This is a genomic window from Flavobacterium fluvii (assembly GCF_900129545.1).
Lineage (GTDB): Bacteria > Bacteroidota > Bacteroidia > Flavobacteriales > Flavobacteriaceae > Flavobacterium > Flavobacterium fluvii.
In genome coordinates this window covers 249,250-267,684 of the sequence record NZ_FQWB01000002.1, presented here as the reverse complement: position 1 = coordinate 267,684, position 18,435 = coordinate 249,250, and the positions used below count along the sequence as shown (strand labels likewise).

Annotated in this window: 11 protein-coding genes; all 11 read left to right on the top strand. The window is 39.0% G+C overall.

What is annotated here, in order from left to right; genetic code table 11:
• Nucleotides 1–201: 201 nt before the first annotated feature.
• Nucleotides 202–1,242 carry a LacI family DNA-binding transcriptional regulator gene (locus tag BUC16_RS06685; RefSeq protein ID WP_073369140.1) on the top strand — a complete coding sequence of 347 codons (1,041 nt, stop codon included), beginning with the start codon at nt 202–204 and terminating at the stop codon, nt 1,240–1,242.
• 54 nt (nt 1,243–1,296) lie between these two features.
• Nucleotides 1,297–2,139, top strand: a complete 843-nt coding sequence (gene kduI, locus BUC16_RS06680) for a 5-dehydro-4-deoxy-D-glucuronate isomerase (RefSeq protein ID WP_073369138.1) — start codon at nt 1,297–1,299, stop codon at nt 2,137–2,139.
• Between the two features lie 6 nt (nt 2,140–2,145).
• Nucleotides 2,146–3,276 (top strand): BT3233 family polysaccharide utilization protein, encoded by a 1,131-nt coding sequence (locus tag BUC16_RS06675; protein ID WP_073369136.1) that lies wholly within the window; start codon nt 2,146–2,148, stop codon nt 3,274–3,276.
• 105 nt (nt 3,277–3,381) lie between these two features.
• Nucleotides 3,382–4,176, top strand: a complete 795-nt coding sequence (locus tag BUC16_RS06670) for a gluconate 5-dehydrogenase (protein WP_073369134.1) — start codon at nt 3,382–3,384, stop codon at nt 4,174–4,176.
• A gap of 240 nt (nt 4,177–4,416) precedes the next feature.
• On the top strand, nt 4,417–5,751 hold the full coding sequence (locus BUC16_RS06665; protein ID WP_244534346.1) for a rhamnogalacturonan acetylesterase: 1,335 nt from the start codon (nt 4,417–4,419) through the stop codon (nt 5,749–5,751).
• Between the two features lie 22 nt (nt 5,752–5,773).
• A complete protein-coding gene (locus BUC16_RS06660) occupies nt 5,774–8,641 on the top strand; it encodes a glycoside hydrolase family 2 protein (RefSeq protein WP_073369513.1) in 2,868 nt (955 codons plus the stop codon).
• Nucleotides 8,642–8,658: 17 nt separating this feature from the next.
• The gene (locus tag BUC16_RS06655) at nt 8,659–10,188 is read left to right on the top strand and encodes a rhamnogalacturonan acetylesterase (protein ID WP_073369132.1); all 1,530 of its coding nucleotides are present in this window, start codon (nt 8,659–8,661) and stop codon (nt 10,186–10,188) included.
• 19 nt (nt 10,189–10,207) lie between these two features.
• Nucleotides 10,208–11,530, top strand: coding sequence for a right-handed parallel beta-helix repeat-containing protein (locus tag BUC16_RS06650; protein ID WP_073369130.1), 1,323 nt, complete (start codon nt 10,208–10,210; stop codon nt 11,528–11,530).
• A gap of 576 nt (nt 11,531–12,106) precedes the next feature.
• Nucleotides 12,107–14,587: a glycoside hydrolase family 2 TIM barrel-domain containing protein gene (locus BUC16_RS06645; protein ID WP_084546122.1), complete on the top strand. Its 2,481-nt coding sequence runs from the start codon at nt 12,107–12,109 to the stop codon at nt 14,585–14,587.
• A gap of 14 nt (nt 14,588–14,601) precedes the next feature.
• A complete protein-coding gene (locus BUC16_RS06640; protein ID WP_073369128.1) occupies nt 14,602–17,511 on the top strand; it encodes a glycosyl hydrolase 115 family protein in 2,910 nt (969 codons plus the stop codon).
• A gap of 66 nt (nt 17,512–17,577) precedes the next feature.
• Nucleotides 17,578–18,360, top strand: a complete 783-nt coding sequence (locus BUC16_RS06635) for an SGNH/GDSL hydrolase family protein (protein WP_084546113.1) — start codon at nt 17,578–17,580, stop codon at nt 18,358–18,360.
• The last annotated feature ends 75 nt before the right edge of the window (nt 18,361–18,435 follow it).

Here is an 18,435-nt window from a genome sequence, read left to right as displayed (position 1 = left end):
GCCATCGACAATCAAAGCTGGATTACCTGTTTATGCATTTAAAAATTAAACTTATTTGGGATGGAATTGAAGTGCAACAAAGTAGCGTGATATCATAGATAATTCTTTTTTTTTCTTGATTTAATGTTTTTTTTAATTTGTCAACAGTTGCAAATATGAAAACGTTTTCATTTATTTGCAGAATTAATTTAATTCTTTATCATGTCAAAAGAAAAAAAACAACAAGACAATACGATCCTTGACATAGCTGAAGCTTTAAAACTTTCACCCGCAACTATATCCAGGGCCTTAAATAATGGCAACTATGTAAAAGCCGAAACCAAAAAAAGAGTTTTGGATATGGCCGAAAAATTAGGCTATCGTCGTAATCTTATGGCATCAAGTCTGCGCAGTAACAAAACGAATACCATCGGCATGATTGTGCCTCGCATAGCGATGTTTTTTCATGCAGAAGTAATAACAACCATACAAACCCAATTACATAAGCTTGGATATAACTTGATCATCAGCCAGTCCGGTGATTCTTTGCAAATGGAAAAAGAGCTGGCCAATACCATGTTTTCATCACGAGTTGACGCATTAATCGTGGCCTGCACGCTCCAAACCGAAGATTTTAGTCATTTTGACGTGTTTGTCAACAGCAACACACCTTTGGTTTTTTATGATCGAGTACCCACCAAGCCCTACAAGGCAATTATTGTCAAAGGAGATGATTACAGGGGCGGCTATTTGGCAACCCAGCATTTATTGGAATTGGGTTGCAAAAAAGTCGCACTTATTTCGGGTCCATTGACTACCAATCTTTATATTGGTCGCTCTATGGGCTACAAAAAAGCATTGGCACAATACAATATCCCGGAGAATGACGACCATATTTTTTACCAATTATTGACCCACGAAAATGCCCGAAAAGCAATGGAAAAAATGTTTAAAGGCAAAGTCAAACCAGATGCCGTTTTCGCTTCAAACGACGTTACTGCAATTGCCGTCCTGGAGTTTGCCCGTGAACACAACATTGCAGTGCCCGAAGAGTTAAAAATTGTTGGTTATTCCAATGATTCCCGTACAGAAATCATCAGGCCATCCATAACTACAATTGAACAGTTTCCTAAGGAAGTAGGTAAAAAAATAGTCGAGGAGTTGATGAAAAAATTAACAAAAAAAACAAATGAAACTGACACTATCGTACAGGATGAAGAATCAATAATACCCGTGCAACTAATTAGAAGAATGTCGACTTAAACATCCTTCTTTATTTCAATAAATACAATAGAAAAATCTAAAAAAAATAATCTTATGAATTCCAATTTTGAAAGTCGTTTTGCAGTAAGTCCAAATGAAGTAAAACAAATGAACACCGAAGCATTGCGTGAAAATTTTTTAATCGAAAGCTTGTTTAACCAGAATAAAGTCAACCTGACCTTATCCCATTACGACAGATTTATAACAGGAGGGGCAATGCCTGTAAACCAAAAATTGGCAATGCCAAATCCCGAGAATCTAAAAGCCCAATATTTTTTGGAAAGAAGAGAAATCGGCATCATCAACGTGGGTGGCAAAGGAATAGTCACCGCAGACGGCGAACAATATGAACTTGACTATAAAGAAGCTTTGTATCTTGGAAAAGGAACCAAAGAACTGTTTTTTGAAACGATTGATTCCAGTAAACCTGCCAAATTTTATTTAAACTCTACTCCTGCCCACCACACTTTTCCATCAAAAAAAGTAACCAAAGAACAAGCAGAAATTGTTGAATTGGGATCCTTGGAAACAGCCAACCATCGCATCATAACTAAATTGATCGTGAATAGCGTGGTGGAAACCTGCCAAGTACAAATGGGAATGACCGAACTAAAAACCGGCAGCGTATGGAACACGATGCCAGCTCACGTACATGATAGACGAATGGAAGTGTATTTTTATTTTGAAGTTACTGAAAACCAAAGTGTTTGCCATTTCATGGGACAACCACAAGAAACAAGACACATCTGGATGCAAAACGAGCAGGCCGTCATCTCGCCCAATTGGTCCATCCATTCTGGGGCAGGAACCTCCAACTATACTTTTATTTGGGGTATGGCAGGCGAAAACCTAGACTATGGAGACATGGATCATTGTGCAATTAATGACTTAAAATAATCAACCATGAAATTTATCAAATCTTTTTTTGCAATTGCATTTATCTTGCCAATGTTCATTTTTGCACAAACAAAAAAGAACATAACTATCCAAAACAATTCGGCTTTAGATCGTAAAGAAACAATTGTTTCCATAAAATGGGAAACCATTCTATTACATTATCCACAAATAGACACTACGGGATTTGTCGTGATAAACTCGGTTACCAAAAAACAAATTCCTTTTCAATTGGAACATCGCGGAAATAAAACAATCCAAAATTTGTTGGTACAAGTTGATGTTAAAGCAAAATCAACACTTTCTCTTTTGATACAAAAAGGAAAACCGGAAATTTTTGTTGCAAAAACCTACGCTCGCTATGTTCCGGAACGCAAAGATGATTTTGCTTGGGAAAACGACAAAATAGCCTTTCGTGCTTACGGGAAAGCATTGGAAAACACAAAAGAGAATGCCTTTGGTTTTGATGTATGGGTCAAAAGAACCGACAGACTCATACTCAACGAAAGATACAAGCGAAACGAATATCACATAGACCATGGAGATGGAATGGATTATTACCATGTAGGTTTTTCATTGGGAGCGGGAAATATGGCTCCATATGTAAACGATTCCATATATTACTCTGCAAATTACCGTCAATGGAAAGTATTGGACAACGGACCTTTGCGCAGTACTTTTCAATTAACATACGCTGCTTGGAATGCAGGTGGAATAAATGTTAAAGCCACAAAAACCATTTCTCTGGATGCCGGTTCCCAACTTAACAAGATAGAAAACGTTTATTCTTTTGAAGGTGACAAACCGCTGCCTGTAGTGGTTGGAATAATCAAAAGACCTGAAAATGGCACTATAGCATTAAACGAAAAGCAAGGGATTATGGGCTATTGGGAGCCTACTCACGGCGCAGATGGCACAACGGGTGTTGGATCCATATTAACCACGCCTCTAAGCAACATGATGGTAACCAACAAGCAAATTTTGGCAAAAACCGAAGTTAAAAACAATACTCCCATCGTTTATTATACCGGAGCAGCTTGGGACAAGGCAGGAAAAATTACCGATGCCAAACAATGGCAGAACTATTTGAATAATTTTTATCAGCAAATAAACGAGCCTTTAATCATAAACGTAAAATAATACCGATCATTCTAAAAGAGGGTTAGAATTATTAGTATTTGCATAGGAAAAGAATATTTACCAAAAAATAAATTAAAAACAACCAATAACTAAAAAAAGAAAAAAATGTCAATAAACTTATTTGATTTAACTGGAAAAACAGCGCTTGTTACAGGCGGAGTACACGGTCTTGGAATGTCGATGGCTAAAGGCCTTGGATTTGCAGGAGCCAAAATTGTAGTAAATGATCGTTCATCACAAGAAGCGGTGGACAATGCCGTTGCAGAATATAAATCGGTTGGAATTGAAGCCTACGGATATATATTTGACGTAACCGATGAAGCTGCCGTAATTGCAAACATCAAGAAAATAGAAGCCGAAGTTGGCTCAATTGATATCTTGATCAACAATGCGGGAATCATCAAAAGAACTCCAATTATCGAAATGGAAGTCGAAGATTTCACGGCGGTAATAACCGTGGATTTAATTAGTCCTTTTATTGTTTCAAAAAATGTTGCCAAAGGCATGATTCAACGTGGTGGTGGGAAAATCATCAATATTTGTTCAATGATGAGCGAATTAGGTCGAAATGATGTAAGCGCTTATGCCGCTGCAAAAGGAGGATTAAAAATGTTGACCAAAAACATGGCTACTGAATGGGCCAAGTTCAACATTCAAACCAACGGAATTGGTCCAGGATATTTTGCTACCAGCCAAACGGCTCCGATTAGAGTGGATGGGCACCCATTTAATGATTTCATCATCAGCAGAACACCTGCTGCCCGCTGGGGAGATCCAGATGATTTACAAGGTGCCGCAATCTTCTTGTCTTCAAAAGCGAGTGATTTTGTGAATGGACACATACTTTATGTAGATGGAGGAATATTGGCAACTATAGGAAAACCATCAAACGAAGATTAATATCTTGTAAAAGATAAACAAAAACGGCCGAACTAACACTTCGGCCGTTTTTAATTAAAACTGTTTTGATAATTGAGAAAATTGGGAGTAATTCTCAAAATAAAAGCAGTAAAAAGGTTTAACTCTTTACTGCTTGTTTTATTTCTACACTAAGCCTTTTATAACCACATAGTACAGGATAGTATATTAAAATGGAACTGTTAGTTTTGAAAATCTATTAAAAACTAAAATTTCATAAAATTGTCAACAATTAAAACATTGGTATTGGTCGCTTTATGCATTGGTATGCATGGTACTTTTTTTGCCCAGCAATCAAATGCAAACAATCAGGATACTGCTCAAAATTCTCAATTATTTTATTTTGGCACTGCTGCAAAACCTACGAAAGGAACAGCAATCAAAACTCCCCTGCTTTATACTCCAAGCACGGGATATGGGTTTGATTTTGGCTCTGTTTCGAATGTAAAAATTGCTTCTAAAGGCTTTTACACTGATAAACCAACCTACTTTTCGGTAGCCGTTCCCGAGGGAAATTACAGCGTTGAAGTAACAATTGGAAGCAATGAAAAAGCCACCAATGTTACCATAAAAGCAGAATCGAGAAGACTGATGCTGAACCAGTTTTCCATAAAAAAAGGAGGTCAAGTAACCCAGACTTTCAATGTAAACATCAGAAACCCAAAAATTGATGCCACCACCAACATGGGGCTTAAAGACAGGGAAAAAGACACCTTCAATTGGGACGACAAACTAACCCTGGAATTCTTGGGAGACGCCAACATTCAAAGCATTAAAATAACACCCGTAACAACCATTCCCGTGATTTATTTAGCCGGAGATTCAACTGTTACCGACCAAGACGTGGAGCCTTGGGCTTCTTGGGGACAATTTATCACCAACTATTTCAATAATGGAGTCGTGGTTGCCAATTATGCCGTTTCAGGTTCTGCTTTGAGTTCTTTCAAAAGCAGCAACCGTTTGAAAAAAATAAATTCGCTAATTAAACCCAGCGATTATTTGTTCGTTGAATTTGCACATAATGACGAAAAACTAAAAGGTCCCGAGAACACGGCTTGGGAATCCTACTCCAAATATTTGGAGGAATACGTGGAAACAGCTCGAAACAAAGGAGCCTTTCCTGTTTTGGTTACCCCAACCCAACGCCGCACTTTTAATCCCGACGGAACCTTGAAACCTACCCACGGTGATTTCCCTGATGCGATGCGAGCCGTAGCCAAAAAATTGAATGTGCCTCTTATCGACATTACCCAAATGACCACCATATTATATGAAGCTTGGGGCGTTGAAGCTTCAAAAAAGGCTTTGGTACATTATCCAGCCAATACTTTTCCGGGACAGGAAAAAGCATTGGAAGACAACACCCATTTCAACAGCTTTGGTGCCAACGAAATTGCACTTTGCGTGATTAAAGGTATCCGTGATCTTGACCTTCCTTTGAAAAAATACATTACCAAGGAAACTCCTGCTTACGACCCAGCGAAACCGAATTACTTTTCAAATTGGACAGTTCCCATGAGTGCCCGCTTTGAAATTGCGAAACCAGACGGAAATTAAATCTCTTTTGAAAAAACCAATTATGTTACTTAAAAAAAACTTCTTATTTATTGCTGTTGCTGCACTTACGACTTTTTCTGCACTGAATGGCTTTGCACAACAAACCGACAAAGTATTCCTTTCCGGACAAGATTTTGAACATCCCGTAAAATGGGATTTCTATTGCACCGACGGCAACAACAGCAAGACTTGGTCCAAAATAAACGTTCCTTCCCAATGGGAATTGGAAGGTTTTGGCGAATATACTTATGGCAGATGGTACAAAGAATTGAACCAAAAAGAACCAAGTAAAGAAGAAGGACTTTACAAATATGAATTTGAAGTTCCCGCCGATTATAAAGGCAAGGATGTCTTAATCGCTTTTGGCGGAGCAATGACCGATACCGAAGTAAAAATCAACGGAAAATTGGCCGGAGAAATACACCAAGGCGGTTTTTATGAATTCAAATATGACATTACCTCTTTATTGAATTATGGAACCAAAAATGTTTTGGAAGTCCACGTTTGGAAACATTCCAGCAACAAATCAGTCAATGCGGCCGAACGTAGAGCCGATTGGTGGTTGTTTGGCGGGATTTATCGTCCGGTTTGGTTGGAGGTTTCTCCAAAAACACAAATTCAACATATTGCGGTAAACCCAAAAATGGACGGTTCGATCACCATCGACATGAACCTTAAAAATATTGCCAAGAATGCCGTTGTAGAAGCGACTTTAAAAGGCTTGGATGGAGAAAAATTTGCGACTTTTACTTTTCCAATAAAAGCCAAAAGCACCAAAGAAACGATTGCCGCCCAATGGAAAAACGTAAAACCCTGGAATCCGGAAACCCCAAATTTGTATGACTTGGAACTCGTTTTGAAACAAAACGGAACCGTACTTCATAAAGTGGAAAAAAGAATTGGTTTCCGAACATTGGAGTTCAAAAAGCAGGACGGAATTTACGTAAACGGTACCAAAATCATAATGAAAGGAATCAATCGTCATTCCTTTTGGCCGGAAGGCGGACGAAGCACCAGCAAACGAATCAGCGAATTAGACGTAAAATTAATCAAAGACATGAACATGAATGCCGTGCGTGGCCATTACCCGCCCGACGACCATTTCTTGGATGTTTGTGACTCTTTGGGACTATTTGTCTTGAACGAATTGGCAGGCTGGCAAAATTCGTATGACACCAAAACAGGAACAAAATTAGTGACCGAAACAGTTGTTCGCGATGTCAATCACCCTTCCGTAATTATTTGGGACAACGGGAACGAAGGCGGTTGGAATTATGATGTGGACAAAGTTTTTGCAGACAACGATCCCCAAAAACGAATCGTTATTCATCCTTGGGCTGATTTCAACGGTTGGGACACGCACCACTACCCTACTTATTTGACGGGAATGCACCGTTTCAACAATGGCGAAAACGTGTTTTTCCCCACCGAATTCATGCACGGAACTTACGACAACGGACACGGAGCAGCCCTGGAAGATTTCTGGACGCGCTACAAACAAAGTCCCTTGTTTGCGGGTGGTTTTATGTGGGCAATGCTGGACGAAGCCGTATTCCGTTCGGATTGGAAAGGAGAAACCAAATTTGATTCGAAAGGTTCGCTCGCTGCCGACGGAATTTTGGGTCCCCATCGCGAAAAAGAAGGCAGTTATTATACGGTAAAAGAAGTTTGGTCACCCATACAATTTGAAAACAAACAAGTAAACGATGCTTTTGACGGGTCTTTTTTGATAACCAATGATTATCTTTTCAGCAATTTGAATTCCTGTAAAATGGAATATAAAGTCCTGAAATCGGATGCCAACATTCTTTACACAGATGCAGTTCAAGCAGCAATAAGTTCTGGAACAATCGACATTCCAAGCATTGAACCCGGAGAAACAAGAAAAATCAAATTTGCCCTTCCTTCCAACTTTTTCGAAGGCGATGTTTTGTCCATAACGGCCAATGACATCCACGGAAAAGAGATTTACACTTGGACTTGGCCTATTCACAAACCCAACTATTATGCAGCCAAATTTTTAGTTTCCAAAACGACCAAGGCAAAAGCCTCTGTAGTTCAAACCGGCAATGAAGTTGTTTTAAAGGGAAGTGACATCAGCGTAACTTTGGACAAGACAACTGGCGAAATCCTTGCTGTCAAAAACGCAACTTCAGTAATTCCGTTGACCAATGGCCCTCGTCCTGTCGGGATGAAAGCCAAAGTAAGTGCAGTACAAGTAGCGCAAGAAGGAGACAAAGCAAGCTGTACGGTGACTTATACGGGTGGGTTGACTTCAATAAAATGGATTATGGAAGCCGACGGAAGATTCAAAATGGAATTAATTGCCTTGAAAAACGCAGAGAATGCAGGCGGTTTTGACGGCGCTTATTTCGAAGACAAGATTAGTGCTTTCGGAATCACGTTCAGCTTTCCCGAAAAAGGAGTCACGGGAATGAAATGGTTTGGAAGGGGTCCTTATCACGTTTGGAAAAACAGAATCAAGGGAACGACTTATGGTGTTTGGGAAAAAGCATACAACACGACCATAACGGGAGAAAGTTTCGAAAATTTGGTTTATCCTGAATTCAAAGGCTACCACGCCAACATGATAGGTGCCAATCTAAAAGCGGGTGCGTCATCGTTCAAAGTATTTAGTGAATCCGACAATGTTTATTTACGATTATTTACCCCTGATTTGCCCAAGAACGGTTTCCCGGGAAGCAATCCACAGCCGGCATTCCCGGAAGGAGACATTTCCTTTATGTATGAAATCCCTGCGATGCGTGATTTCAAACCATTGGAACACCAAGGGCCAGAAAGTCAACCAACCAATATCCGCATCAAAAAAGGCGATGACGGGATTTCTATGAATCTTTGGTTCGATTTTAGATCATTAACTGAAAAATAAAATTTACACATTATACTATGAAGGCAATTAAAATACTTTCAATCCTTTGTTTGTCATTCTTGTTTTTCAATTTTGCAGACAAAAAGCAAGACAAACCAACCGTTTATACCGTAGGCGATTCCACCGTAAAAAATGGCAGAGGAGACGGATCTGGCGGACTTTGGGGCTGGGGAGATTACATCGGCCAGTTTTTGGACACGACTAAAGTTAGGCTTGAAAACCACGCTTTGGGCGGAACCAGCAGCCGAACTTTTCAAGACAAAGGTTTATGGGACGTAGTTTTCAAAAAACTTAAAAAAGGAGACTACGTGATGATCCAATTTGGTCATAACGATGACGGCCCATTGAATGATGATTCCAGAGCCAGGGGAACCATCAAAGGCATTGGGAATGAAACCCAGGAAATCGACAATATGTTGACCAAAAAACACGAAACAGTGCACACTTACGGATGGTATATCCAAAAAGTAGTGCGCGAAGCCAAATCCAAAGGCGCAATTCCAATTATTTGTTCTCCTATTCCAAGAAACGATTGGAAGGAAGGAAAAGTGCCTCGCAACAACAAATCTTACGGTTTGTGGGCAAAGCAAATAGCTGAACAAGAGAAGGTGACTTTTATCGAATTGAACGATAACATGGCCATCGAAATGGAGAAATTGGGTGAAGCAAAAGTAACCGGAACCTATTTCTACAAACGAGACCACACTCACACTTCCGCAAAGGGAGCCGTACTTTCGGCTTCGGTAATTATCAGTGAATTGAAAAAAAGCGACAACTCCCTGAAAAATTACGTTCTGAAAAACCCAAAAATTGTATTGCCAGCCAAGAAAAAAGTCTATTTGATCGGCGATTCCACTATGGCAAATAATGGCAACAATCCTAATGCAGTTGGCTGGGGAGTTGAGTTTCCTAAATATTGCGACACCACAAGAATTGAAGTCATCAACAAAGCCCGTGGCGGAAGAAGCACCCGAACTTTTGTCAAAGAAGGATTGTGGGAAGCGGTAAAAAATCAATTGAAACCGGGCGATTTTATACTAATTCAATTTGGTCATAACGATGCCGGTGCGGTTGACAAAGAAAAATTCAGGGGTTCCCTAAAAGGAAACGGCAATGAAACTCAAGTTGTGGTTCGCGACAGTTTAACCGAAACCGTGCATACTTTTGGTTGGTATATGGAAAAATTCGTCAAAGAAGCGAAAGAAAAAGGAGCGATTCCAATCGTTTTGAGCCAAACCCCAAGAAACGAATGGCCGAACGACAAAGTGGAACGCAGAGCCGATTCTTATGGCGGATGGTCGAAAATTGCAGCAGCAAATACAGACGCTTTTTTTATCGATTTAAACGAAATCGTGGCCTTGAAATACGAAGCATTGGGCAAAGAAACCGTGAAAGCATTTTTTCCAAAAGACCACACCCATACCGGTCTTGAAGGAGCTAATCTGAACGCACTTACAGCAGCCGAAAGCCTCAAAAAAATAAAGGAATGTGCCCTGAAAGACTATATTGAGATTCCAAAAAACGATTCTAAGCAAGAATCCAAATAAAAAGTACAACCACCAATAGATGAAAAATATTTTTATAATCACTGTACTCTTTTTAACCAGTATTTTTTCCTATGGAAAAGATTATTATGTTGCTCCAAATGGAAAAAATTCTAATATCGGAACCAAAGACAAACCCGTTGAATCCATCAAAAGAGCACAGGAATTAGCCAGTTCCGGAGATACCGTTTACATCAGGGGCGGTCTTTATTCGATGAGGGAAGATCAAATCGCGAGCTATCAACGTGCCTATGCTTATGTAACTCAACTGGATAAAAACGGAATCAGCTATTTGGCTTTCCCTAACGAAACTCCCGTGTTTGATTACAAAAAAGTCAAACCTGCCAAGTATCGCGTTGTTGCTTTTTTGGTCAAAGGAGATAATATTCACGTTAAAGGCATTGAAGTAACAGGCGTTCAGGTAACCATAACGGGGCATACCCAATCCGAATGTTTCGAAGTTTTAGGTAGCCATAATACACTGGAACAAATCAAAATGCACGACGGAATGGCTATTGGAGTTTACATGCTTTCCGGTTCCCATAATCTCATATTAAATTGTGATGCGTACAACAACTGGGATTCGGTTTCAGAAGGAGCAAAAGGAGGAAATACGGATGGTTTTGGCGCACATCTTAAAAAAGGAAGTGTCAATAATATTTTCAGGGGTTGCCGGGCTTGGTTCAACAGCGATGATGGATACGATTTAATCAATAATGCCGAAGCTGTCGTAATAGAAAATTGCTGGGCTTTTTACAATGGATACTCTCCTGATTTTGTGAGTCGTGGTGACGGAAATGGATTTAAAATCGGTGGCTATGCCAAAGGAAGAAAACCTTATGACGATGTTGTTGCCAATTACACGCCCATCCCAAAAAACACGGTCCGTTTTTGTTTGGCAGTTGGAAACAAGCAAGGTGGTTTTTATGCCAATCATCATCTGGAAGGAAATTATTGGCACAATAATACGGCCTACAAAAACAGGGTAAACTATGACATGCTGAACTGTTTGGCGTTGAACCCAACCGATTTTGGCACTGATGGACCAGGTTGGAATCACGAAATGGCCAACAACTTGGGGTTTGCAGCGAAAGTAAAGGAATTAGCAAACATTGACAAATCCCGTTGCGTATTGAAAAATAATTATTTTGACCTCAATCTAACCGTAACTACGGCTGATTTTCTAAGTTTGGACGAAGCTTTGTTGACAGCGCCAAGACAAGCCGACGGCAGTCTTCCCAATACCCACTTTTTGAAATTGGCTCCCTCAAGTAAATTGATAAACGCAGGAACCGATATTGGATTCCCTTTTAAAGGAAAAGCTCCCGATTTAGGTTGTTTTTAATTTGATGGTGTGCGTTAAATCAAGATATTTCTAATCATCTAAAAATCTCAATAACAAATTTTAACTGTGCGCGTGTTTTAAATCATAATATAAAAAACACCATCCTGTCGTTTTTGTTTCTTCTGTTGTTTGTTCAAAAAAGTGTAGCTCAAAAAGAGGCTATTCACTTATTTGAAACACACATAGTATACTCAATGTGAAAGAAATATATTTCTTTTTGGCTTTCTTTTTTTAATTAAAGTCTATATTTCTATGTGTTTAATAAAAAATTTACGAATTACATCCAATGAGTTAATTAGAGTCTTTTCTTCGAAATCACGGCGATTCAATCCTAATATTTTCATTTTGCAAAAATAGAATCATCTTATGCAAATTTAGGCGATAAAATTAGTGTTACATATACTTAAATTTGTTCATACAAAATCAAAAAACACAATATGAATCAATCATTTAGCATCAAAGGAAAAAAAGCAGCCATAATAACGCGAGAAGGTGGTGTATTGTGCGGAAGTATAACAAAAAGTTTTCTACAGGCTCTGACTAACCCCCTTTTTTATTAAAATGAAATTAACAATTATGAATAAATTATTTTGGAAAAATATTCAGCTAAAAAACACTGCATATTTTATTTTGTATGCTGCATTTTTAATCAATTCCATTAATATATATTCCCAAAAAACTCTTGAAAATAATCATTCAAGAAAAGTATTGTTTGACAACGATTGGCATTTCTATAAAGGGAGCGTGAAAAATGGCGAACAACCCAATTATGATGACAGTTCTTGGAGAGTATTGGATTTACCGCACGATTGGAGTATTGAACCTTTACCCAACCAAAAAAAAGACTCGGTTGTAGGTCCTTTCAGCAGGGCAAGCGTGGGAGGTCACGCCACGGGGCAAACTGTGGGAGGTGAAGGATGGTATCGCAAAACATTCACCATTTCAGCTGAAAATAAATCACAACGACACGAATTGTATTTTGAAGGTGTTTACAATCAGGCCGAGGTTTGGGTAAATGGGCATAAAGTGGGCAATAATGTTTATGGTTATACCAGCTTTAGATTTGATATTACCAACTATTGCAATCCTGTGGGTCAGCAGAACGTTGTTACCGTAAAAGTACTCAATGAAGGCAAGAACTCCCGTTGGTATTCCGGTTCCGGAATTTATCGCCATGTTTGGATGTTGCATACATCGCCAACTTATCTGGATGATTGGGGAACTTTCATAACCACAAAAAAGGTTGAAAATGGTCAGGCCAAAATTGATTTCTCAACTACAATAGTGGGAGGAAATGGCAAAAATGAAGATTTGGCAATAGTAACCGAGTGGATTTCTCCAAAGGGAAAAGCTGTTGTAAAAGCATCACAAAAAGTCAGCATAAATGCCGCTGAAAATAAAGTAGTTCCTTTTGCCATAAATGTTGAGAATCCTTCTTTGTGGTCAACTACTACTCCAAATTTATATACAGTACAAATCTCTCTTTGGAAAGGAAAAAACAAAATTGATGAATTATGCATTCCATTTGGAATCCGAACACTGGATTTTTCTGCCACCGAAGGATTTAAATTGAACGGTGTGAAGACCTTGTTGAAAGGAGGCTGTGTGCATCATGACAACGGACTTTTGGGAGCGGCGGCTTTTGACCGTGCCGAAGAACGCAAAATAGAATTATTGAAAAAGAACGGATTTAATGCTGTAAGACCTTCCCATAATCCCATGTCGGAAAGTTTCTTGAATGCCTGTGACCGATTGGGGATGTTGGTTATCAATGAGGCATTTGACCAATGGAAAAACAAGAAAAATCCGGATGATTATCACCTTTATTTTGAGGAATGGAGTGCCAAAGACATTCGTTCTTTTGTGTTGAGGGACAGGAATCATCCTTCGGTAATTATGTGGAGTATCGGAAACGAAATCCCGGAAAGAATTTCCAAAAGTGGCGTTGAAATTTCATTGTATTTAAGGAACGAAATTCTAAAATATGATAGTTCCAGACTTATTACGGCAGGTGTCAATAAATATTGGAATAAAGAAAAAACTGTAATGCTATCTTTAGAAAATGCTTTTAAAAATTTAGATATATCGGGTTATAACTATATGTGGCGTTTTTATGAAGAAGAACATGCCAAAAATCCCGACAAGCTGATGTTCGGTAGCGAAAGTGTAGCCACTGAAGCTTCTGAAAATTGGGACAAAGTTGAAAAATTACCTTACGTGATTGGCGATTTTATCTGGACTGCCATAGATTATTTGGGAGAATCTGGTATAGGAAACTCTACCGAGGTTGCCCCCCAGGAAAATGTGCACCAGTTTATGGGATGGCCTTGGTATAATGGATGGTGTGGCGATATTGATTTGATTGGTATAAAGAAACCCCAATCTTATTACAGAGACATCCTTTGGAGAGAAAAAAACATCAGTATGGCAGTAGAATTACCGGTTGCTGAAGGAAAAACTAAAAAAGTGAGTTTTTGGGGTTGGCCTGAAGAATCATTGTCCTGGACTTTTCCCAATATGGAAAACAAAGAATTAAATGTAAATGTATATTCCCGAGCTGCAAAAGTTAGATTATATTTGAACAATCAATTGATCGCAGAGAAAGAAACCAACAGCCAATATAAATCAAGTTTTAAAGTGCCGTATAAAGCAGGTACGCTCATGGCGGTAGAAGTCAATCAAAACAAAGAAGGTGCCAGCACAATTTTGCAAACTATTGGTAATCCAGTAGCCATAAAATTGACTGTCGACCACGCCACCATAAAGGCTGATGGTCAAGATCTTTCGTATGTTTTAATAGAATTGGTCGATAAAAACGGAAATGTCGTTCTTGATGCCAACCAGAAAATCAAGATTGGTTGTGAAGGCTCCGGAAAAATAATTGGTTCAGGAAATGCTGCACCAACCGATATGGCCAGTTTTGGGTCGCTGGAGCCATCACTTTTCAAAGGCAGGGCAATGGCAATTGTCAGGGCCGGCAAAGTGTCGGGTAAAACAGAATTAACCGTTTCATCAGTCGGAATACCATCGGCTTCAATTACAATCAATTCAAAATAATTAATTTTTTTAGCATGAAATATTTATTACAACTGTTAAGTTTGATGTTGGTCAGCCAAACCGCTTTCCCAAAAACGGATTTTGCAAAAAAGGAAACACTTCCAGCTTTCGAAATATATTCCAAGAAGCATCAAGCAATAATTTTATACGATAAAGAAGGAACTTCACTTGATTCCATAGCATCCCATCTTTTGGCAGAAGACATCTATAAAGTTTCCCATTACAAACCTAAAGTTGTAACAAATATTAGTGAAGTTGAAGGGAACGTAATTGTAATTGGAACTATTGCTTCAAAACTCGTCAACACTTTTATTGACAAAAAAACGATAAAAGATGGATTCGAAAAGCAATGGGAAAGTTACCTCTACAAAGTTATTGACAAGCCAACCTCCAAAATTAAAAAAGCATTTATTATCGCGGGAACAAATCCTAGAGGAACTGCTTACGGGGTTTTTGACTTGTCTGAAAAAATGGGGGTTTCCCCTTGGTATTGGTGGTCAGACGTGCCTGTAGTCCAACAAAACGAATTGGTGCTTTCGCAAAATTTATTTCAATCCAAAGCACCATCTGTAAAATTCAGGGGAATATTCCTGAATGATGAAGATTGGGGATTACGACCTTGGGCGGCAAAAACTTTTGAACCTGAAGTGGGCAATATTGGTCCTAAAACCTATGCCAAAATATTTGAATTGTTGTTGCGCTTGAAAGCCAACACCATTTGGCCGGCAATGCACGAAGGAACGACGGCTTTTTTTAATATCCCCGGAAATGCCAAAATAGCCGAGACTTATCAAATTGTGGTGGGAACTTCTCACGCAGAACCGATGTTGCGCAACAATGTGGACGAATGGAAAGAAAAAGAAATGGGTCATTTTAATTATGTTTCCAATCGAGACAACGTATATAAATATTGGGAAGACCGAGTAAAAGAAAGCAAGAATGTCGATGCCATTTACACCATTGGAATGCGTGGCGTGCACGACAGCAAAATGGAAGGGGTAAAAACCAACAAAGAAGGAGCGGAATTATTAAAACAAATCATAAAAGACCAACGAAAGTTGTTTGAAACCCACATCAATCCTGATGCGACCAAAGTCCCGCAAGCCTTCACGGTTTACAAAGAAGTCTTGGATTTGTATGAGGAAGGTTTGCAGGTTCCGGATGACGTGACTTTGGTCTGGACAGACGACAACTATGGCTACATCCGAAGGTTGAGCAACGAGCAAGAACAAAAGCGTTCAGGCGGTGGCGGCGTGTATTATCACGCTTCCTATTGGGGAAGACCACACGATTATCTTTGGGTAGAATCGGTTCATCCTGCCTTGTTAAGGGAAGAAATGATGAAAGCCTATCAAGCCAATTGCAAAGAAATCTGGATTCTGAATGTGGGCGATTTGAAAGCCATCGAATATTCGACCCAGCTTTTTTTGGATATGGGTTATGATGCAAATTCTTTTGAGGATGCATCCAATGTCAAAAAACACATGAGTACTTTTTATTCGTCGATTTTTGGAAAAACTTATGGAAAGTCGATTGCCGACTTGAAATGGGACTATTTCGATTTGGCTTTTGAAAGAAAACCCGAATTTATGGGTTGGAGCCAAACAGAACCGACCACAAAAACCAAACAAACGGCCTACAATCCGTTCTATTTTGGGGATGAAAACCAAACCCGCATCAACAAGTACCAAAATTTGGAAAATCAAGTTGGTTTCCTAAAAGACAAATTGCCAAAAGACTTGCAAGACAGTTATTTCCAATTGGTTTATTATCCAGCTAAAGCCGCTTCGTTGATGAACAAAAAGTTTTTGTATGCCGACAAAGCCAATATATACGGAAAACAAGGACGTTTGAATGCCAAGGAATATGCCTTGAAATCTGAGAATGCGTTCAATGAAATAAAATCAATTACCCAAGAATACAATCAAGTAGCCAATGGAAGGTGGAACGGCATGATGGACATGAGTCCAAGAAATTTACCCGTTTTTCAGATGCCGACAATTGAAACTCCTTTGCAAACTGAAAGCGCTGATTCAGTGGGCATTTTGGTGGAAAACGAAACCGATTCAAGCATTCAAGACAGTAAATTACCTACTTATTCCCACAACTCGAATACTTCCCATTTCATCGATATTTTTCTGAAGAAAGCCGAAGTTGTATCGTGGAAATTACAAAACCTTCCTGATTGGGTTATTGCCAATAAAAAGAGCGGTGTTTTGAATGCCAACGAAAGCAATAATGAAAGAATCCAAATCAGCATCGATTGGAATAAATGGAACAAAAAACAACCAAAAAGCACGCAGTTTACCATCAATTACGGCAATAAAATAAAATCGATAAACCTCAACATTGATGTTAATTCGATTGATCTTCCCAAAAAATCCTTCATCGCAATGGAAGACAAAGTCGTTATTTATGCCCAAAATTACAGTTCCATCCAGAACAAGAATCCATACAAATGGGAAAAAATTGATGGTTTAGGATACAGTAAAGCCGCGATGCAAGCCTATCCAATGGCTACAGCGGCATTACAAACAGATAATTTGGCCAAAGTTGCTCCACGTCTTGAGTATCAAATTAATTTGGGAAATCCGGATGCTTTTTCAAATCCAGAATTAATTTTGTATTCCGTACCTACTCTGCCGAGCACCACAAAACAAGGAGTTCGTGTTGGAGTACAATGGAATGAGGAGCCCATCCAGATAGTCGATTTTGTAACTCAGGGCAGAAGTGAAGAGTGGAAACAAAACGTATTGTCGAATAAAGCGGCCAAAAAAATCGCCCTTAAATCAACCAATAAAGGAACGAATACCCTAAAAATCTACATGATTGACGAAGGAGTGGCATTGGATTATTTTTACCTCAACTTGAATAAAAACAACCCTGTGCCCTACTCGCTTTTACCGGAAACGGCTAAAGAATAGCAGTTATTATTTTAGATAACCAGAACACATAATGATATTTTAGATAAAAATTATAATTTTGTAAAAATGGCTGAAAACACCAGACGTAATTTTATAAAAAAGTCAGCTTTAGTGACTTTAATGGCAATGCATTTACCGGAAGTATTGAGGGCTTCAAGCCCTTATGATTCCAATCCAGAAAACAAAAGTTTTACTTTTTTATTTCAAGGAGATTCCATAACCGACGGCAATCGAGGAAGAAATGCAGACCCAAATCACATTATGGGTCACGGTTATGCTTATAGTATTGCCAGCTGTATTGGAGCCGATTTCTGCAAGGACAATCATCATTTCATCAATAAGGGAATTAGCGGAAACACTATATCCGATTTAGAAAAACGATGGCAAAACGACGCTTTGGATTTGAATCCGGATGTCATCAGTATTTTGGTTGGAATCAATGATGTTGCTTCCGAAATAGACAAAAAACCAACAGCCTTGAATAGTGCAGAATTCGAAAATAAATACCGCAAATTGATTTTAGATTCGATGAAAACCAATTCGGCAACAGTGCTAGTTTTGTGTTTGCCTTTTGTGGCTCCTGTTGGAAAAAGAATTGCTGATTTCGAGGATTGGAATAAAGCCACTATCGAAAAAGCCGATTGTATTCAAAAATTGGCAAAGGAATACAATGCTGTTTTGGTCAACTTCCCGCAGGTTTTAGAAAGAGCAATAAAGAAAGCCCCGGCCGAGTATTGGATTTGGGACGGCATTCATCCCACCGTTCCTTTTCATACCTTAATGGCAAGAGAATGGATTAAAGAAGTGTCGAAAAAAGTAACGTTTTTAAAAGGGTATTCGGGTTTGTAAAAGAGATATTTTCTGTCACATCTAGCGCAATAGAGAACCTTTATAGCATCTCGACTGCGCTAGATCTGACAAAAA

Coding starts and splice junctions, on each gene's coding strand:
- BUC16_RS06660 (WP_073369513.1), top strand. CDS start 5,774: ATGTTACTTAAAAAAAACTTCTTATTTATTGCTGTTGCTGCACTTACG.
- BUC16_RS06685 (WP_073369140.1), top strand. CDS start 202: ATGTCAAAAGAAAAAAAACAACAAGACAATACGATCCTTGACATAGCT.
- BUC16_RS06635 (WP_084546113.1), top strand. CDS start 17,578: ATGGCTGAAAACACCAGACGTAATTTTATAAAAAAGTCAGCTTTAGTG.
- BUC16_RS06645 (WP_084546122.1), top strand. CDS start 12,107: ATGAATAAATTATTTTGGAAAAATATTCAGCTAAAAAACACTGCATAT.
- BUC16_RS06640 (WP_073369128.1), top strand. CDS start 14,602: ATGAAATATTTATTACAACTGTTAAGTTTGATGTTGGTCAGCCAAACC.
- BUC16_RS06670 (WP_073369134.1), top strand. CDS start 3,382: ATGTCAATAAACTTATTTGATTTAACTGGAAAAACAGCGCTTGTTACA.
- BUC16_RS06655 (WP_073369132.1), top strand. CDS start 8,659: ATGAAGGCAATTAAAATACTTTCAATCCTTTGTTTGTCATTCTTGTTT.
- BUC16_RS06675 (WP_073369136.1), top strand. CDS start 2,146: ATGAAATTTATCAAATCTTTTTTTGCAATTGCATTTATCTTGCCAATG.
- BUC16_RS06650 (WP_073369130.1), top strand. CDS start 10,208: ATGAAAAATATTTTTATAATCACTGTACTCTTTTTAACCAGTATTTTT.
- kduI (WP_073369138.1), top strand. CDS start 1,297: ATGAATTCCAATTTTGAAAGTCGTTTTGCAGTAAGTCCAAATGAAGTA.